17 protein-coding genes are annotated in these 13,247 nt (G+C 67.1%); 13 read left to right on the top strand and 4 right to left on the bottom strand.

The genetic code is table 11. The features are described 5' to 3' along the window. The first annotated feature begins 143 nt into the window (after positions 1-143). Positions 144-821: a hypothetical protein gene (locus tag F4562_RS18825; protein WP_184542938.1), complete on the top strand. Its 678-nt coding sequence runs from the start codon at positions 144-146 to the stop codon at positions 819-821. A gap of 56 nt (positions 822-877) precedes the next feature. Beyond that, positions 878-1,987 carry an XRE family transcriptional regulator gene (locus F4562_RS18820; protein WP_184542940.1) on the top strand — a complete coding sequence of 370 codons (1,110 nt, stop codon included), beginning with the start codon at positions 878-880 and terminating at the stop codon, positions 1,985-1,987. A gap of 1,008 nt (positions 1,988-2,995) precedes the next feature. Here the strand turns inward: F4562_RS18820 and F4562_RS18815 are convergent. After that, a complete protein-coding gene (locus F4562_RS18815) occupies positions 2,996-3,262 on the bottom strand; it encodes a GntR family transcriptional regulator (protein WP_184542941.1) in 267 nt (88 codons plus the stop codon). Between the two features lie 261 nt (positions 3,263-3,523). Between F4562_RS18815 and F4562_RS18810 the strand changes: the two genes are divergently transcribed. Together F4562_RS18810 and F4562_RS18805 are read left to right on the top strand one after the other, a co-directional pair. Further along, a complete protein-coding gene (locus F4562_RS18810) occupies positions 3,524-3,823 on the top strand; it encodes a hypothetical protein (RefSeq protein ID WP_184542943.1) in 300 nt (99 codons plus the stop codon). A 34-nt stretch (positions 3,824-3,857) separates the two neighbouring features. After that, entirely contained in the window at positions 3,858-4,430 is a 573-nt protein-coding gene (locus F4562_RS18805) for a hypothetical protein (protein WP_184542945.1), read from the top strand. Here the strand turns inward: F4562_RS18805 and F4562_RS18800 are convergent. The 3 genes from F4562_RS18800 to F4562_RS18790 form a co-directional block, all read right to left on the bottom strand. Further along, positions 4,366-4,962, bottom strand: coding sequence for a nucleoside/nucleotide kinase family protein (locus F4562_RS18800; RefSeq protein ID WP_184542946.1), 597 nt, complete (start codon positions 4,960-4,962; stop codon positions 4,366-4,368). The genes F4562_RS18805 and F4562_RS18800 overlap by 65 nt on opposite strands. Further along, positions 4,959-5,711, bottom strand: coding sequence for a P-loop nucleotide/nucleoside kinase family protein (locus tag F4562_RS18795; protein ID WP_246473475.1), 753 nt, complete (start codon positions 5,709-5,711; stop codon positions 4,959-4,961). The genes F4562_RS18800 and F4562_RS18795 overlap by 4 nt, the downstream gene beginning before the upstream one ends. Positions 5,712-6,279: 568 nt before the next feature. Next, the gene (locus F4562_RS18790) at positions 6,280-6,648 is read right to left on the bottom strand and encodes a GntR family transcriptional regulator (protein WP_246473474.1); all 369 of its coding nucleotides are present in this window, start codon (positions 6,646-6,648) and stop codon (positions 6,280-6,282) included. 138 nt (positions 6,649-6,786) lie between these two features. Here F4562_RS18790 and F4562_RS18785 point away from each other — a divergent pair, with 138 nt between their 5' ends. From F4562_RS18785 to F4562_RS18745, 9 genes are all read left to right on the top strand, one after another. Continuing rightward, positions 6,787-7,125, top strand: coding sequence for an SCO3933 family regulatory protein (locus F4562_RS18785; protein WP_184542950.1), 339 nt, complete (start codon positions 6,787-6,789; stop codon positions 7,123-7,125). After that, positions 7,122-8,495 (top strand): FtsK/SpoIIIE domain-containing protein, encoded by a 1,374-nt coding sequence (locus F4562_RS18780; protein WP_184542952.1) that lies wholly within the window; start codon positions 7,122-7,124, stop codon positions 8,493-8,495. The genes F4562_RS18785 and F4562_RS18780 overlap by 4 nt, the downstream gene beginning before the upstream one ends. 34 nt (positions 8,496-8,529) lie before the next feature. Next, positions 8,530-9,255, top strand: a complete 726-nt coding sequence (locus F4562_RS18775; RefSeq protein WP_184542954.1) for a DUF2637 domain-containing protein — start codon at positions 8,530-8,532, stop codon at positions 9,253-9,255. 18 nt (positions 9,256-9,273) lie between these two features. Continuing rightward, positions 9,274-9,645 carry a hypothetical protein gene (locus tag F4562_RS18770; RefSeq protein ID WP_184542956.1) on the top strand — a complete coding sequence of 124 codons (372 nt, stop codon included), beginning with the start codon at positions 9,274-9,276 and terminating at the stop codon, positions 9,643-9,645. 17 nt (positions 9,646-9,662) lie between these two features. Continuing rightward, the gene (locus tag F4562_RS18765; protein WP_184542958.1) at positions 9,663-9,836 is read left to right on the top strand and encodes a hypothetical protein; all 174 of its coding nucleotides are present in this window, start codon (positions 9,663-9,665) and stop codon (positions 9,834-9,836) included. Then, positions 9,833-9,970: a hypothetical protein gene (locus F4562_RS18760; RefSeq protein ID WP_184542960.1), complete on the top strand. Its 138-nt coding sequence runs from the start codon at positions 9,833-9,835 to the stop codon at positions 9,968-9,970. Before F4562_RS18765 ends, F4562_RS18760 begins: the two co-directional genes overlap by 4 nt. A 105-nt stretch (positions 9,971-10,075) precedes the next feature. Continuing rightward, positions 10,076-11,449, top strand: coding sequence for a replication initiator (locus F4562_RS18755; RefSeq protein WP_184542961.1), 1,374 nt, complete (start codon positions 10,076-10,078; stop codon positions 11,447-11,449). After that, the gene (locus F4562_RS18750; protein WP_184542963.1) at positions 11,442-11,621 is read left to right on the top strand and encodes a helix-turn-helix domain-containing protein; all 180 of its coding nucleotides are present in this window, start codon (positions 11,442-11,444) and stop codon (positions 11,619-11,621) included. The genes F4562_RS18755 and F4562_RS18750 overlap by 8 nt, the downstream gene beginning before the upstream one ends. Next, positions 11,621-12,892, top strand: coding sequence for a tyrosine-type recombinase/integrase (locus F4562_RS18745; protein ID WP_184542965.1), 1,272 nt, complete (start codon positions 11,621-11,623; stop codon positions 12,890-12,892). The genes F4562_RS18750 and F4562_RS18745 overlap by 1 nt, the downstream gene beginning before the upstream one ends. Positions 12,893-13,247 lie beyond the last annotated feature (355 nt).

Below are 13,247 nucleotides of genomic sequence, written 5' to 3'. Positions count from 1 at the left end.
GCCGCCTAGGTCTCGGCCCGACCATCGATCACAAGTTCGATAACGGTTTGATCACGAGCCTCTTGCGCCGGTCAAAGAGTTCCAAAATCTCGACCTCATATGAGGTAGAGTTCTTGGAACCGAGATGACCTTGGAGGTGGTCGATGGACGAGTTGCCGTATGCCGATTGGCGATCGGTCAAGAAAGCCGAAGATCTGGGCCTGACGTCGGAGATCATTCTGGCCGCGCTGGAGATGGCGGCTGCCGACGCGCGGACCTGCACTGGAATGGACGCCCCGAGCGCCGGCGGGATCATGTTCTGGAGCCGGGGAAACCGGTACCTCCGCGAGCAGCTGCGGGACCGCCTTCTGCCCGAGGTCTGGGGGTACAGCAACCGGGACTCGATCCTGCGGACCATCCACCCTTCGGGGGCGTTCGCCGTCACTGTGATCAGCGGTGCGGGCGGCGTTGGCGATCTCAAGAAGAAGGTTCGGGCGAAGAACCCCAAGGGAAGCGCCGTCGCGAGCCTCGTGAAGCGCAACGAGCAGACGACTCTGTTCGACCTCGATGAGGACCTGGCGGTCGAGATCGAGGATGTTGAGGACGTTGACGTCGACGACATCCCGACCTGGTTCATTCTCTACCGCATGGACAAGAATGGTGAAATCCACGTCGAACTTTCTTTGCCGGTGGAGATGCACGGCAAGTTTGTGGACACGTGGCTCGTGCGCATTCCCATCGGAAGGATCGCTCCGCCCAGCGACGGCGGCGGGGAGATCGACCTTAACCCCACCAACAGCGATGAAGGGCCGGACTTCGACGTCACTTACAAGGGCCTCTGATTGCACTGGTAAGATGACGCCCTACGGCCACATTTGGTCATATGGGGATGAAATAAATGTTCACAGCGTCTCGTCTCATACACGCCCGCAAACGGCGTCGTATGACTCTAGCGAAGCTTTCTCAAGCTTCTGATATTTCCGTTCGCAGCTTGACTGCGTTCGAGAACGGTCACAAGTCCCCTAGCGGCGACACCCTGTTGTCGCTCGCTAGGGCACTTGAACTGCCACCTTCATTCTTTTCCGCTGGCGACTTGTCTGAAATTCCGGTAAACGAGGCCAGCTTTCGTGCGCTCACGAAAACGAGCGCCCTGGATAGGGATGCAGCGCTAAGCGCCGGCAGTTTCGCCGTCTCAATTAATGACTGGATTGAAGCAAGGTTCGATCTACCTCGGGCAGACGTACCAACTTTCCCTCACCTCGAACCGGAGCAGGCAGCGGAGCTTTTGAGGGCACGATGGGGGCTTGGAGAGTCTCCGATCGGCAACATGATCCGTTTGCTAGAAGCGCACGGAATACGCGTGTTTTCGCTTGCCGTGGACTGCTCCTCGGTGGATGCTTTTTCTATCCGCCACAACGGCAATCAGCCGTTCATATTCCTCAATACGCAGAAAAGCGGGGAAAGGGGTAGGTTTGATGCGGCCCATGAATTGGGCCACCTAGTCCTTCACTCCGAGCATCGAATTCCTCACGGGCCGGAAGCGGAGCGGGAAGCGCAGCAGTTTGCATCTGCATTTCTTATGCCGAAGTCCGGGCTACTTGCACAAGACCTCCACAACGCATCTCTTGATCGGATCATGAAGGCCAAGAGAAAGTGGAATGTGGCGGCCATGGCTCTGACGTACAGGCTGCACGAACTGGGTCTCACATCCGACTGGATATATCGAGTAACGGCGAAACAGTTGTCACAGATGGGATATCGTCGATCGGAGCCGGACGGGATTCCGCGAGAAACCTCTCATCTCCTGACAAAGGTATTCGCCACCCTTCGCGAAAAGGGAATTAGCGCTTCACAGGTGGCCGAAGCGGTACATCTGAATCTCGATGAATTGAATAAGCATATCTTTGGCCTCGCGCCTATCGCGCTTGAGGGAGGAAGGGAAACAACCTCCCCGGTCCGCCCAAAGTTGCAGCTTATCGAAAGTGGTGCCGCCAGCAGCAAAAGGTGAGCCGATAAGAGTGCTTGTCGGCAATATTCATGCGGGGATAGAGGAAGCTCAGGATCCGGGGGCACCTGCCCGCAGGTGTTCCCGTCCTGATCTCCCGTCTGCCGTCGACCCATCGCGAAGTGACAGCGGGCCGGGGATGGAGGGCCAAGCCCTGCCTCGCGTGTACCTGCTCCCGGTGACCTTCCTCGCGCGCTGGTTGTCCTGCCCGCACGGCTGGGCTTGACCTGGAGGAGCCGGGCTGCTGGGCTCTGCCTGGGTCGATGGCGGGCGAGTGATCAGGCTTCCGGCCCAGCCAGCTACGGCGCCAGCTCGCGGCCTCCCTCTCGGAGTCGGAGGCCCCGGGGTTTGGGGCAGCGCCCCAAGGTCCTTCCTGCACCTTCCGCCCCGTCTCCGTCTCTACCTCTCTCCCTCTCCCTCGTCTGCCAGCGTCGCCCTCGTGGTTTCCGGGTTTTTCGGCGTCGTGGTGCCGCTCGTGGCCGACGACCCGTTCACCCTCTTGGGGAGAGGGATCACTTTTCGCACATTGCCGCTTTGCCGCCATCGGTTGAACACCGCTCCCCGGCGGCAAGTATGGTCCGCTTTTCTGCTACATCCTTGGCGTACTTCACGATCCTTCCATTGATGAGAACTATAGGCACTGGGAGGCAGTGAACTCGCTGCTGTAGCGATGATTGAGCTGGATCCGCGGCCCACCGCGTGAGGCGAGAACCCCGTCATCCGGTGGCAAGCCGATCCGTACCGCAGGGCCGCCAAGGCCCGAGGAACGGAAGCGGTGCGGCAGCCTTACGGAGGGATCGCCTCGACCGCCGGAAGACTTTCCTGGCTGAGGTGGTCTGCCTGGTGGACATCAGCGCGTGGGCGGCGCGGCCGCGACCGGCCGAAGAGCCGCAGCGCGGCCAGCGTCCGCCCGACGCGCGGCGAGACGCCGTAGGCGGCTCGCCTTTAAAGACGTAGAGAAAGTTCTCATCCGGAGTAAGCAGACTCCAGCGATCTTGAAAGCTGTAGAGGCTACCCGGCTGCCTCGTTGGACTCCGCGGCTCGCTCCTCTTCGGTGGTGACGAAGCTGCCCATGCCGCGTTCGGTGCGGATCCACCGGTCCTTGCGCAGGGCGTTCATGACCTTCTGTGCGGTCTGGGTGGCGATGCCGAACTCTTGGGTGAGGTCGACGACCGAGGGGATCCGTTGTCCGGGCCGGTACTGGCCGGCTTCGATGCGCTGGACGATGATGTCGCGCACCTGTCGCCACCTGGGCAGATCGTCACGCAGCTCGGTCATGAGCACACGGTAGGAGCCTGTGGTGGAGGCCACTCCAGCGGAACATACTGCTGTGTTCTATGGTGTACTACGGTATTGCTTGCTTATGATGCGGGCATGGCATCGGTGAGCGGCTGTCTACGGGCAAGTCCGGGACCGCTTCCCACACCCGCCCCGTCTCGCGGCGCCGGAGGGGGCATCGCGAGACACGGTCCCGGTCTCCGCTCACCGATGCCACCTACCGAGGGCCTTTCGCGACCGGGGCGGAGAAGGGAGCGCACCGTGAGCAGCCTGGGTCACCTGGCCGCGTCCTACCACGGTATTCACGTCGCTCCCCTGCGCAAAGGCGCCGAGGTGCTGCGCTGGCGAGACCGGATCCCCCGGGCCGACCGGGTCCGGGTGCGCGAGCACACCTGTGAGTGCGACCGGCTCGTCTACGAGCTGTGCGCGGCTGGCGGGGTGGTGTTCGTCCGGCGGCGCTACCGCGAGGACAAGAAGATCACCGTGTGGGAGAGCGAATGGCTGCGCACGGCCGAAGGAATGGGCCTGTGGATGGCCATCCTCACCGGGTCGGCCCGCTGACGTGCCAGATGTGGAAGATAGGGAAGGGGACGCGATGCCCGGATGGCTGCTCGCGGCGGCGTGGAAGGCAGACCCGGCGGCGTGGAAGGCAGACCCGGCGGCGGACGCGCCATTGTTCGACGGCTGGGAGACCGAGACCAGCGCGTCGGGGGTCTTCTACGCGCGCCGAACGCTCGAACGGCCGCTGACGCGGCATGAGGTGCTGGCCGGGCTCACCCGCTACCTCGTGGCCCACAGCCGCCACGAGTTGCTCCGCCTCCTCGACGCACAACGCCGCATCGCGGAACACCTGCGGGCGGGATCACCGCCTCCGGTGTGCCCGCACTGCGGGCACGGCCCGGGTGAGGCGCCGCTCATCGTGACCGCGGATGAGTCGTCGGTCACCGCGGAGCGCTGCGCGCGCAGCTACGGGGATGACGGCGAGTGCGGGCACGAACGGGTCGAGTGGACCTATGAGCATCCGCTGCCCGACGGGGCACGCTGCCGTGACTGCGGCACCTGGTGGCGGCTCGACCTGATCCCCGAGGAAGTGGCGGCCCGGCTCACCGGCGGCTCTGTCGCACCTGCGGGCAGCCCGCGTCACGCAGACGGTCATACGCCCGCATGATCTCGCGTGCCGCCGCATCCGCCCCGATCCGATCGGTGTGGAGACGCAGATGAAAGAACCCGGCGTCAGCCCCGGTCTCCAGGTCGGTGAGCGTCTCGTCCCATGCGGCCAGTCGCCTGCCGGTGTCGACGTCGCCGCGCGCCTTCGAACGCTGTTCGGTGACCTCGCGCGGCACCCACAGCAGCACGCGCAGCCAGGAGTCCGGCGTCGTGCCGATGAGGCGGCGCAGGTCGGCGAGGTTGCCCATGTGGGTCACCGGGACGTGCCCGGCGGCACGCCGCTCGTCGATCATCAAGCGGTCGACGGCGTAGACGTTGCCGTAGCGGTGGGTCTCGGCCACCAGGCGGCCCGCGTCCCGCAGCATGGCCAGGCGTTCGGCGCTGACGAACTCATACCCCTCGCCTCGGCCGGTGCCGACCTTGAGCTTGGGCAGCAGACTGAACCGGGCGTCCAACCGAGCCAGCGCCGCTGTGACGGTGTCCTTACCGCTGGCCGGCGGACCGTACAGCACAATCCCCAGCGGGCCGTTCACGCGAGGATCCGCTTGAGCGCTTCACGGGTCTGGTCGGCGAGACTGATCGCCGCACCGAGCCGGTTGTCGACCGTGACGTGGGCGGTGGGCGGGCTGGTCTCGACCTCCAGGCCGGCGGCGTACTGCTGCCAGTTGTCCAGCTTCCAGGCGTCCCGGGCGGCGCCGCGGAACTCGATGTACTCACGCATCGACTCGGGATCGCACCGCACCCAGATGGCGGCCACGTCGATGCCCTTGGCCGCGCACCGGTTCTCCAGGCGGGCGAACCACGCCGCGTCCTTCAGCTCCGCGATGAACGGGGCCGACAGGATGGTGGAGGTGCCGACGTTGAGGTTGTCCCACGCGGCTTCCATCAGGCACCGGTACTCCAGAGGGCGGACCTCCTTGAGGTACAGGTCGGTGTGCCGGTCGTTGGGGTCACCGCCCAAGGAGACGAGCAGCCGCTCCACGATGCACCGGGTCAGGGAGTCCTTGTCCAGGAAGGCCCAGCCGGTGATGTCGGACAGGAAGCGGGAGAACTCGGTCTTGCCCGATCCGGCGTACCCGCCGACCAGGACCAGGATGGGCTTGGGGCTGCCGCCGCCGTGGCGTCGACGCCAGGCGTCGACCACCCGGTTGCGTAACAGCGCCTGCGGGGAGTCGCCCGTCTCGATGCCGCCGACGGAGACCTTGGTGAACGCCTCCTCGATGACCTGGGCGGCGGCGTTGTCGGCGGCGGGGTCGGCGGGCTCGGGTAAATCGGAAATCATGACTTCCGCTTTCAGTGATTCACCGGGCAAAGGGGGACGAAACCCAAGTTCAGGCTCGGTGGCCTGGTAAAGCAGGCAGTAAGCGCGTCGGTAATGCGGACCGGGGAAGACGGTCCCCTGCTCGTGTCCCCAGAGAGTCTGGAAGTTCGCCGCCGGCACCGCCAAGCCGTGACGCATGGCCGCCTGACGTAGCCGTTCACCGGCGGCCTCCAGGGTCAGGCCGTGGGCTTCACGGTGTTCCCGCAGGCGGGAAGGGGTCCAGCCGGGCCGCTGGGTCGTCTTCATTGCATACCTTCGCCTTCACGCTTCGGTGGGTGGTGCGCGGTGTGCGTCGTGCATGTGAAAACGCTTATGTAAATGGTCGTTGAACCGGACTGAAGAAGCTTAACTACGTCCGCGTGATACAGGAACTCCGCAGCTCACGGTGAACTTAGGCCATCCCGGAAGGCGAACGACGCCGGAGGATGACCAGGAGAAACGAGCATGAATGCGGACATGCGGAGAATCGCCCGGGAACTAGCCGAAATGCGGGCTCAGGTGGACGAGTTGGCCTGCCGGGTCGAGCAACTCACTTCGGCTCTTGGAATACCGCCGACTCCAGAGCGGCAAGCCGATCCCCCAGCTCCTTGAGCGACTGGCGCATCTGGGTGAGCTGGTCCAGGATCTCGGCGGTCGCCTCGGACGCCTCCGGCTCAGGGGTCTCGGCCGGCGTCTCGCGGACGAACACGCCCTTGCCCTGCTGGCCGATCACGACCCCTTCGGTGCGCAGAACGCTGATGGCGGCCTTGACCACGCTGGCGGAGACGTCGAACCGCTCGCAGAGCTGGGCGATGGAAGGCAGAGCGGTGCCGGGCGGCAGCGAGCCGGCGCGGATCTGACCGCGCAGCTCGTCGACGATCTGCAGGTAGGCCGGTCGCCCGCTCTTCTCCACCATCATCCGCTCTCTCCTCGGCTCGCCTCCAGTTGAGCACACCCCGGTAAAGAAACCAACCAAGTCTGCGAGGAACTCATTGACAACTTAGAATTCCAAGAGTTCCATGTATTCCAAGAACTCCAGCTAGCAAAGGAACCGATCATGCGCACCATCCCGATCCCCGTCGACGTCACCAAGCTCCACATCACCTGCGCCAAGGCCGCCAAGCCCCGCCTCGTCAACAAGGACACCGGCGAGATCAAGCGCGACAAGGACGGCAACACCATGTACGAGGTCACCCTCCTGATCGAGGACGACTTCAACCGCATGGAGCTCGTCAAGGTCAGCATCACCCCGGAACCGCCCATCTCGGCCGGCGACGAGGTGATCCCGGTCGGCCTGGTCGGCTACGTCTGGCAGCAGGGCGACCGGTGGGGCATCTCCTACCGGGCTCAGTCCTTCGTCCCCGCAGGCGCGACCAGAACGGGGGCGGACCTGTGATCGACCCCGGACATCCCCTCGTCAAGGTCCTCGCCGTCCTATTCGTGCTCCTCGCCTGGCGGCGCTGGGCCCCGTCCTCCTACTGGTACGTGCTCGTCTTCCCGCGCAAGGCCCTGTGGTTGCGCTGGTCCTGGCGGCACGTGGCCTCCGGGTGCGGGCTGACCAAGAAGCGTCAGCGCTGGTGGTTCACCACCGTGCCCGGCCTGATCGCCTCGACCGGCGTCGTCCGGGTCAAACGGCGCTTCCAGCGGGTCGAGGTCGACACCAAGCCGTGGATGGGCCTGCCCCGGCCGGTGCGGGGCGGCTTCCGCATCACCTTCCACCTGCTCGACGGCCAGGTGCCTGACGACTACGCCAAGGTCTGCGAGCGCCTCGCGCACGCCTGGCGGATCGAAGCGGTCCGGGTCGTCGACTCCCGGCCCGGCCGCGTCACCCTCCAGGGCATCACCCGCGACCCTTTAGCCCACGTCGCGCCCGCCGCACCTCCGGCTGAGCCTCCCGGCGGCTGGCGGGCCGACGACCTGCTCCGCCCGATCGTCGGAGTACTGGAGACCGGCGCGGCCTGGCGGATGGACTTCCGGCTCATCCCGCACTGGATGAACGCCGGGGCCACCCAGTCCGGCAAATCCAACTTGATCAACGCGCTCATCGTCGCCCTGGCCCCGCAACCGATCGCCCTGGTCGGCTTCGACCTCAAGGGCGGAGTGGAGCTGTCGGCCTACGCCGACCGGCTCACCGCGCTGGCCACCACCCGCGCCGAATGCCTCGACCTGCTCAGCGACCTCATCGCCGTCATGGGCGCCCGGATGCTCGCCTGCCGCCGCTACGGGGTGCGCGACATCTGGCAACTCCCGGACGCCTCCCGCCCGATCCCGGTCGTGGTCCTGGTCGACGAACTGGCCGAACTGTTCCTCACCGCCGACAAGGCCGAGAAAGACCAGGTCACCCGGACGGCCACCGCGCTGCTGCGCATCGCCCAGCTCGGACGCGCGTTCGGGATCCACCTGGTGCTGTCCGGCCAGCGCATCGGCTCCGACCTGGGCCCCGGCGTGACCGCGCTGCGCGCTCAGATCGGCGGACGGATCTGCCACCGGGTCAACGACCCGGAAACCGCGGTGATGACCCTGGGCGACCTCGACCCCGAAGCCCTGGTGGCCGCCCGGTCCATCGCCCCGGAGACACCCGGCGTGGCCGTGATCACCGGCTCCGACGGCCGGTGGTACCGCGCCCGGTCCGGCTACGTCTCCACCGCCACCGCCGAACAGGCCGCCGGCACCTATGCCGGGATGACCCCCTCGTGGGCTCAGGTCGCCGCCAGCGGCCTCGGCCACGAGCTGCCCTTCGACACCAACCCCGAACTCGCCGCCTGAGACCGCCTGACTCCTCAGAAGGGAGGACCCTGCCGTGACCACGACCGCGCCCCGCCTGGCCGTACGGCTGGCCGACTCCGGACCGGTACTGATCCTCGCGGCGATCGCCGGGGCGGGTTCCTTCACCCACATCCGCGAGACCGCCACCGAGCACGGGCAACCCGGCTGGATGGCCTGGGCCGTGGCGGTCTGCGTCGACCTGACCTGTGTCATGGCCGCGCGGGAACGACAGCGCGACCGCAAGAACGGCCGGCGGCCGGACGGCTGGATCTCCTGGCCCACGCTCGTCCTCGTCGGCGGGATCGTCCTGTCCCTGGCCGCCAACCTCGCCCAGGCCGAACCGTCCCCGTGGGGGTGGATCACCGCGGCGACCCCGGCCGGAGCGTTCCTCATCGCGGTCTCCATGCTGGAACGCCGCGCCTCCGAACCCCGTACGGAACCGTCCCCGGTGCCCGTCCCCGTTCCGGACGCCGTACCGGAGACCGTTCCGGCGGTGACCGTCGCCCCCGAAGGCCCCGCCGCGCTCGTCCCACCACCCGGCCCTGCCGTACCCGACCGGGACAGCGCCGAGAACGGCCAGAACGACAGCGGTCCCGTCCCCGGCGCGCTGCTCGACTACGCCCGCCGGGTGGCCGACGAACACCACGCCCGGCACGGCCGCCCCATCACCCGCGACACCCTGCGCTCCCGGCTCGGGGTGTCCAGCCAGCTCGCCTCCGACCTGCTGCATGCCCTGCGCGACAGCCCCGAACCCGCCTGAACCCGAAGGAGAACACCCATGACCGGCACCGACCACCGCACCGCCCTGATCAACGGGCTCGTCGACCTGGCCGCCTTCCTGGAGGCCAACCCCGGCGTCCCCGTCCCGGACTTCCCGAGGATCTACCACTTCGCCGACGGAACCGACGACGAGATCCGCGCCGAGATCGACGTCATCGCCGGTCTCCTCGGCGCCGAGATCAGCCCCGGTGACCGGGGCTACGGCCACTACAAGACCACCCGCTTCTTCGGACCGGTCGAGTACGCGGCCGTGGGCATCCTCGCCCACGCTCGGGCCCGTCGCGACGCCGACACCTCCTACGCGGGCTGCGTCGTCCCCGACCCCGTCACCCCCGACATCGACACCGACACCCCGGCCCACGCGGCCTGACCCGAAGGACACCCCTCATGCGCATCCGCATCGACGGCACCCACGCCGAACTCGTCCACACCGTCAACAAGCTCCGCACGATCCTGCCGGTCGGATCGGTCTCCCCGATCCGGCGGCGCAGGCGCCCGTACACCTGGCGCGTGTTCATCGACACCGCCCCCAACCGCGACACCGGCCGGTGGATCGCATGACCGACGACCCCGACGACACCGCCCCGATCGTCCTGCCCGCCCCCAAACGCTGGCTGTGCTGCCACTGCGGAGCGACCGGCGTCGACGGCCACGGCCAGACCTGCAAGCACTGCGAGGGCCTCGGCTTCGTCTGAGACTCCTCGGCGCCCCCGGCGTGACCACACATCCGCCAAGACGTCCGTCACGTCGGGGGCCATCCCGCACCGAACCTCACCAGCCCGGAAGGGACACACCCCATCATGCCAAGCACCCACGCGGTAGCCGGGATGATCGCCCGGCTCCACGATCCCCAATACGCCCGCTGGGCCGCGCAGATCCGCCGGACCGGCGGCTGCCGACAGCCCGTCCACCTGCGCGGCCACGTCTTCCACGTCGACCCGCTCACCGGCGAGCGGCTGCACTCCTACACCACCGCCACCGAACCGGACGGCGTACTGCGGGTGCCGTGCAAGACCCGCCGCGCCTCCCGCTGCCCCACCTGTGCAGAGACCTACCGGGCCGACACCTACCAGCTCGTCCGCGCCGGCCTGGTCGGCGGCAAGGGCGTCCCAGACACCGTCAGCGCGCACCCGTGCCTGTTCGTCACCCTGACCGCCCCGTCCTTCGGCACCGTGCACACCCGGCGAGAGAAGGACGGCACGGTCCTGCCGTGCCACGCCCGCCGCGACGCCGGGAAATGCCCGCACGGACGGGTGATGTCCTGCACCGCCCGACACAGCGCCGACGAATCCTGTCTCGGCGAACCGCTGTGCCCCGACTGCTACGACTACGCGGGCAGCGTGCTGTTCAACGCCCTGGCCCCGGAGCTGTGGCGACGCTTCACCGAAGCCCTGCGCCGGCGGGTCGCCAAGAACGCCGGGCTGCCCCTGCGGGAGCTGCGTGAACAGGTCGTCATCTCCTTCGCCAAGGTCGCCGAGTACCAACGACGCGGCGTCGTCCACTTCCACGCGGTCATCCGCGTCGACGGCCCCAAGGGACCCAGCACGGCTCCTCCGGCCTGGGCGACGGCCGACCTGCTGACCGACGCCGTCCAACACGCCGCCTCCGCGGTGACGGTGACCGCCCCCGAGGTGCCCGGCGAACCCACACGGGCCTTCCAGTGGGGCACGCAGCTCGACGTCCGGCCGATCACCCTGCACGGCGACCTCACCGATCAGGCCGTGGCCGCCTACGTCGCCAAGTACGCCACCAAGGCCGCCGAATGCGTCGGCACCCTCGACCGGCGCATCAACCCCCTTGACGACCTGGAGGCGCTTCCGATCCGGGAGCATGCCCGGCGGCTCATCGCCGAGTGCCTGCGCCTGGGCGTCCTCGACGAGCTGGCCGAGTTCCGGCTCGTCAAGTGGGCCCACATGCTCGGTTTCCGCGGCCACTTCTCCACCAAGAGCCGCCGCTACTCCACCACCCTCGGCAAGCTCCGCGCCGCACGTACCGAGCACATGCGCGGAGAAGCCGTCACCACCGGACGGCTGCCCCTGTTCGACGAGGACACCGTCCTCGTCATCTCCCACTGGGAGTACGCCGGACAGGGCCTGTCGATCGAAGACGCCCTCCTCGCCGCTGCCTTAACCGGCAACAGCGTTCCGCCTTTGTCCGGAGAGGCCCATGGATGACGAACAGCTCCTGACCGTCGACGAGGCCGCCGCGCGCCTCCGGGTGAGCCGGTGGACCCTGTACTGCCTGATCCGCTCCAAGGAACTCCGAAGCGTGAAGATCCGGCGTCGTCGCCTGATCCCGGTTGGCGCGGTGGCCGAGTGCATCCACAACCTGATGGAGGTGGCGTGATGGCCAAGACAGCGCTCGGCACGCCCGAGGAGGAACCGAAGCGGCAGAGCCGGCGCCGCATCCGTAAGCGCTCCAACGGTGAGGGAAGCATCTGGCCCCGGAAGGACGGCCGGTACGGCTACGCCGCCTTCGTTCCTACGACGGGCGGAGCCATCAAGCGAGTGCAGGGCTCGGCCCGATCCCAGGATGAGGCCAGAAGGAAGCTGACCGAGCTTCTGAAGAACTCCGACGAGGGTATCCCCGTCTCCTCGGAGAACTGGACCGTCGGCGACTACCTGAACTACTGGCTGGTACACATCGTCCGTGAGGAACGGCGTCCCAAGACCTACCAGGGTTATGAGAGCGTCGTCCGGCTCCACCTGATCCCCGGCCTGGGCAAGCGGCGGCTGAACAAGCTCAACGCCCAGGACGTCCGGCTGTTCATCACCCGCACCCGTACCGAGTGCCAGTGCTGCAAGCACGGTTGGGACGCCTCCCGGGAGAAGCCTCTCTGCTGCGCGCTCAAGAGCGGCCGATGCTGCGAGTCCCGGCTGTCGACCCGCATGGTTCAGTCCGTACACGCCGTCCTCCGCAACGCCCTGGAGTCCGCGGTACGCGAGGAGATCATCCCCCGCAACGCGGCCAAGCTCGTCAAGGTCCCGGTGCCCAAGTACAAGGTCAACCGCGGCCTGACCATGCCGCAGGCCCGCGCACTCCTCAAGGCCGCCCGAGAGCACCGGCTGTCCGCGCTCTACGTCCTGGCCCTATGCCTCGGCCTACGACGCGGGGAACTACTCGGACTCCGCTGGGTGGACGTCGACCTCGACGGAGGGAAACTGGAGGTGATCCAGACCCTCCAGCGGGTCGGCGGCCGTCTCCAGTTCGTCCGCCCCAAGTCCGACGACTCCGAGCGAACCGTCCCGCTCCCCTCGATCTGTGTCGAGGCGCTCCGGGAGCATCGCAGGCGGCAGTTCGCCGAACGCTCCGACCGCTGGCCGAACTGGGAGGAACACGGCCTCGTCTTCCCCTCCCGGCGCGGAACCCCGATGGAGCCGGACAACCTCCGGCGGAGCTGGGGAACGATCCGCAAGGCGGCCGGCCTCGGCGACATGCGGTTTCACGACCTCCGGCATACCTGTGTGACGCTGCTGCTCAACCTCGGCGTGCCACCCCAGGTCGTCCGCGACATCGTCGGCCACAGTGACATCGAAGTCACAATGACGATCTACGCCCACGTATCCCTCGACGACAAGCGCAACGCCCTCGGCAAGCTCGGTGATGCCCTCGACTGAAAGCCGATTCTCGGATCGCCCTGGTCACTGACGGCCGGGGCGATCTGCATTGGTTAGCCACGATCTTCGGGAAGTTCGGCATATACCGAGATGCAGTGCGGTCCCCTGTTCTAGCCTGGGACGGCTACACCAGTGGGACAGCAGCCACATCACTTCCTCGTCGCCCCGTAGTCAGATGCCAATGCTTGGCTCCGACAAGGAGAGGAGGTGATGTATATGGCTGGAAGGCACCGACGTCCACAACCGTGGGCCTGGGTGTGGCCCGTCCTGGAAGCCGCGATAAGGTTCGCCCCCTTGGTGACGGCTTTGCTAGCTCTGAGGAGCTAGCAGACGGACCATCCCACAGCCGGCCCGG

Source organism: Streptosporangium becharense (assembly GCF_014204985.1).
GTDB lineage: Bacteria > Actinomycetota > Actinomycetes > Streptosporangiales > Streptosporangiaceae > Streptosporangium > Streptosporangium becharense.
This window is presented reverse-complemented; position numbering and strand designations above follow the sequence as displayed.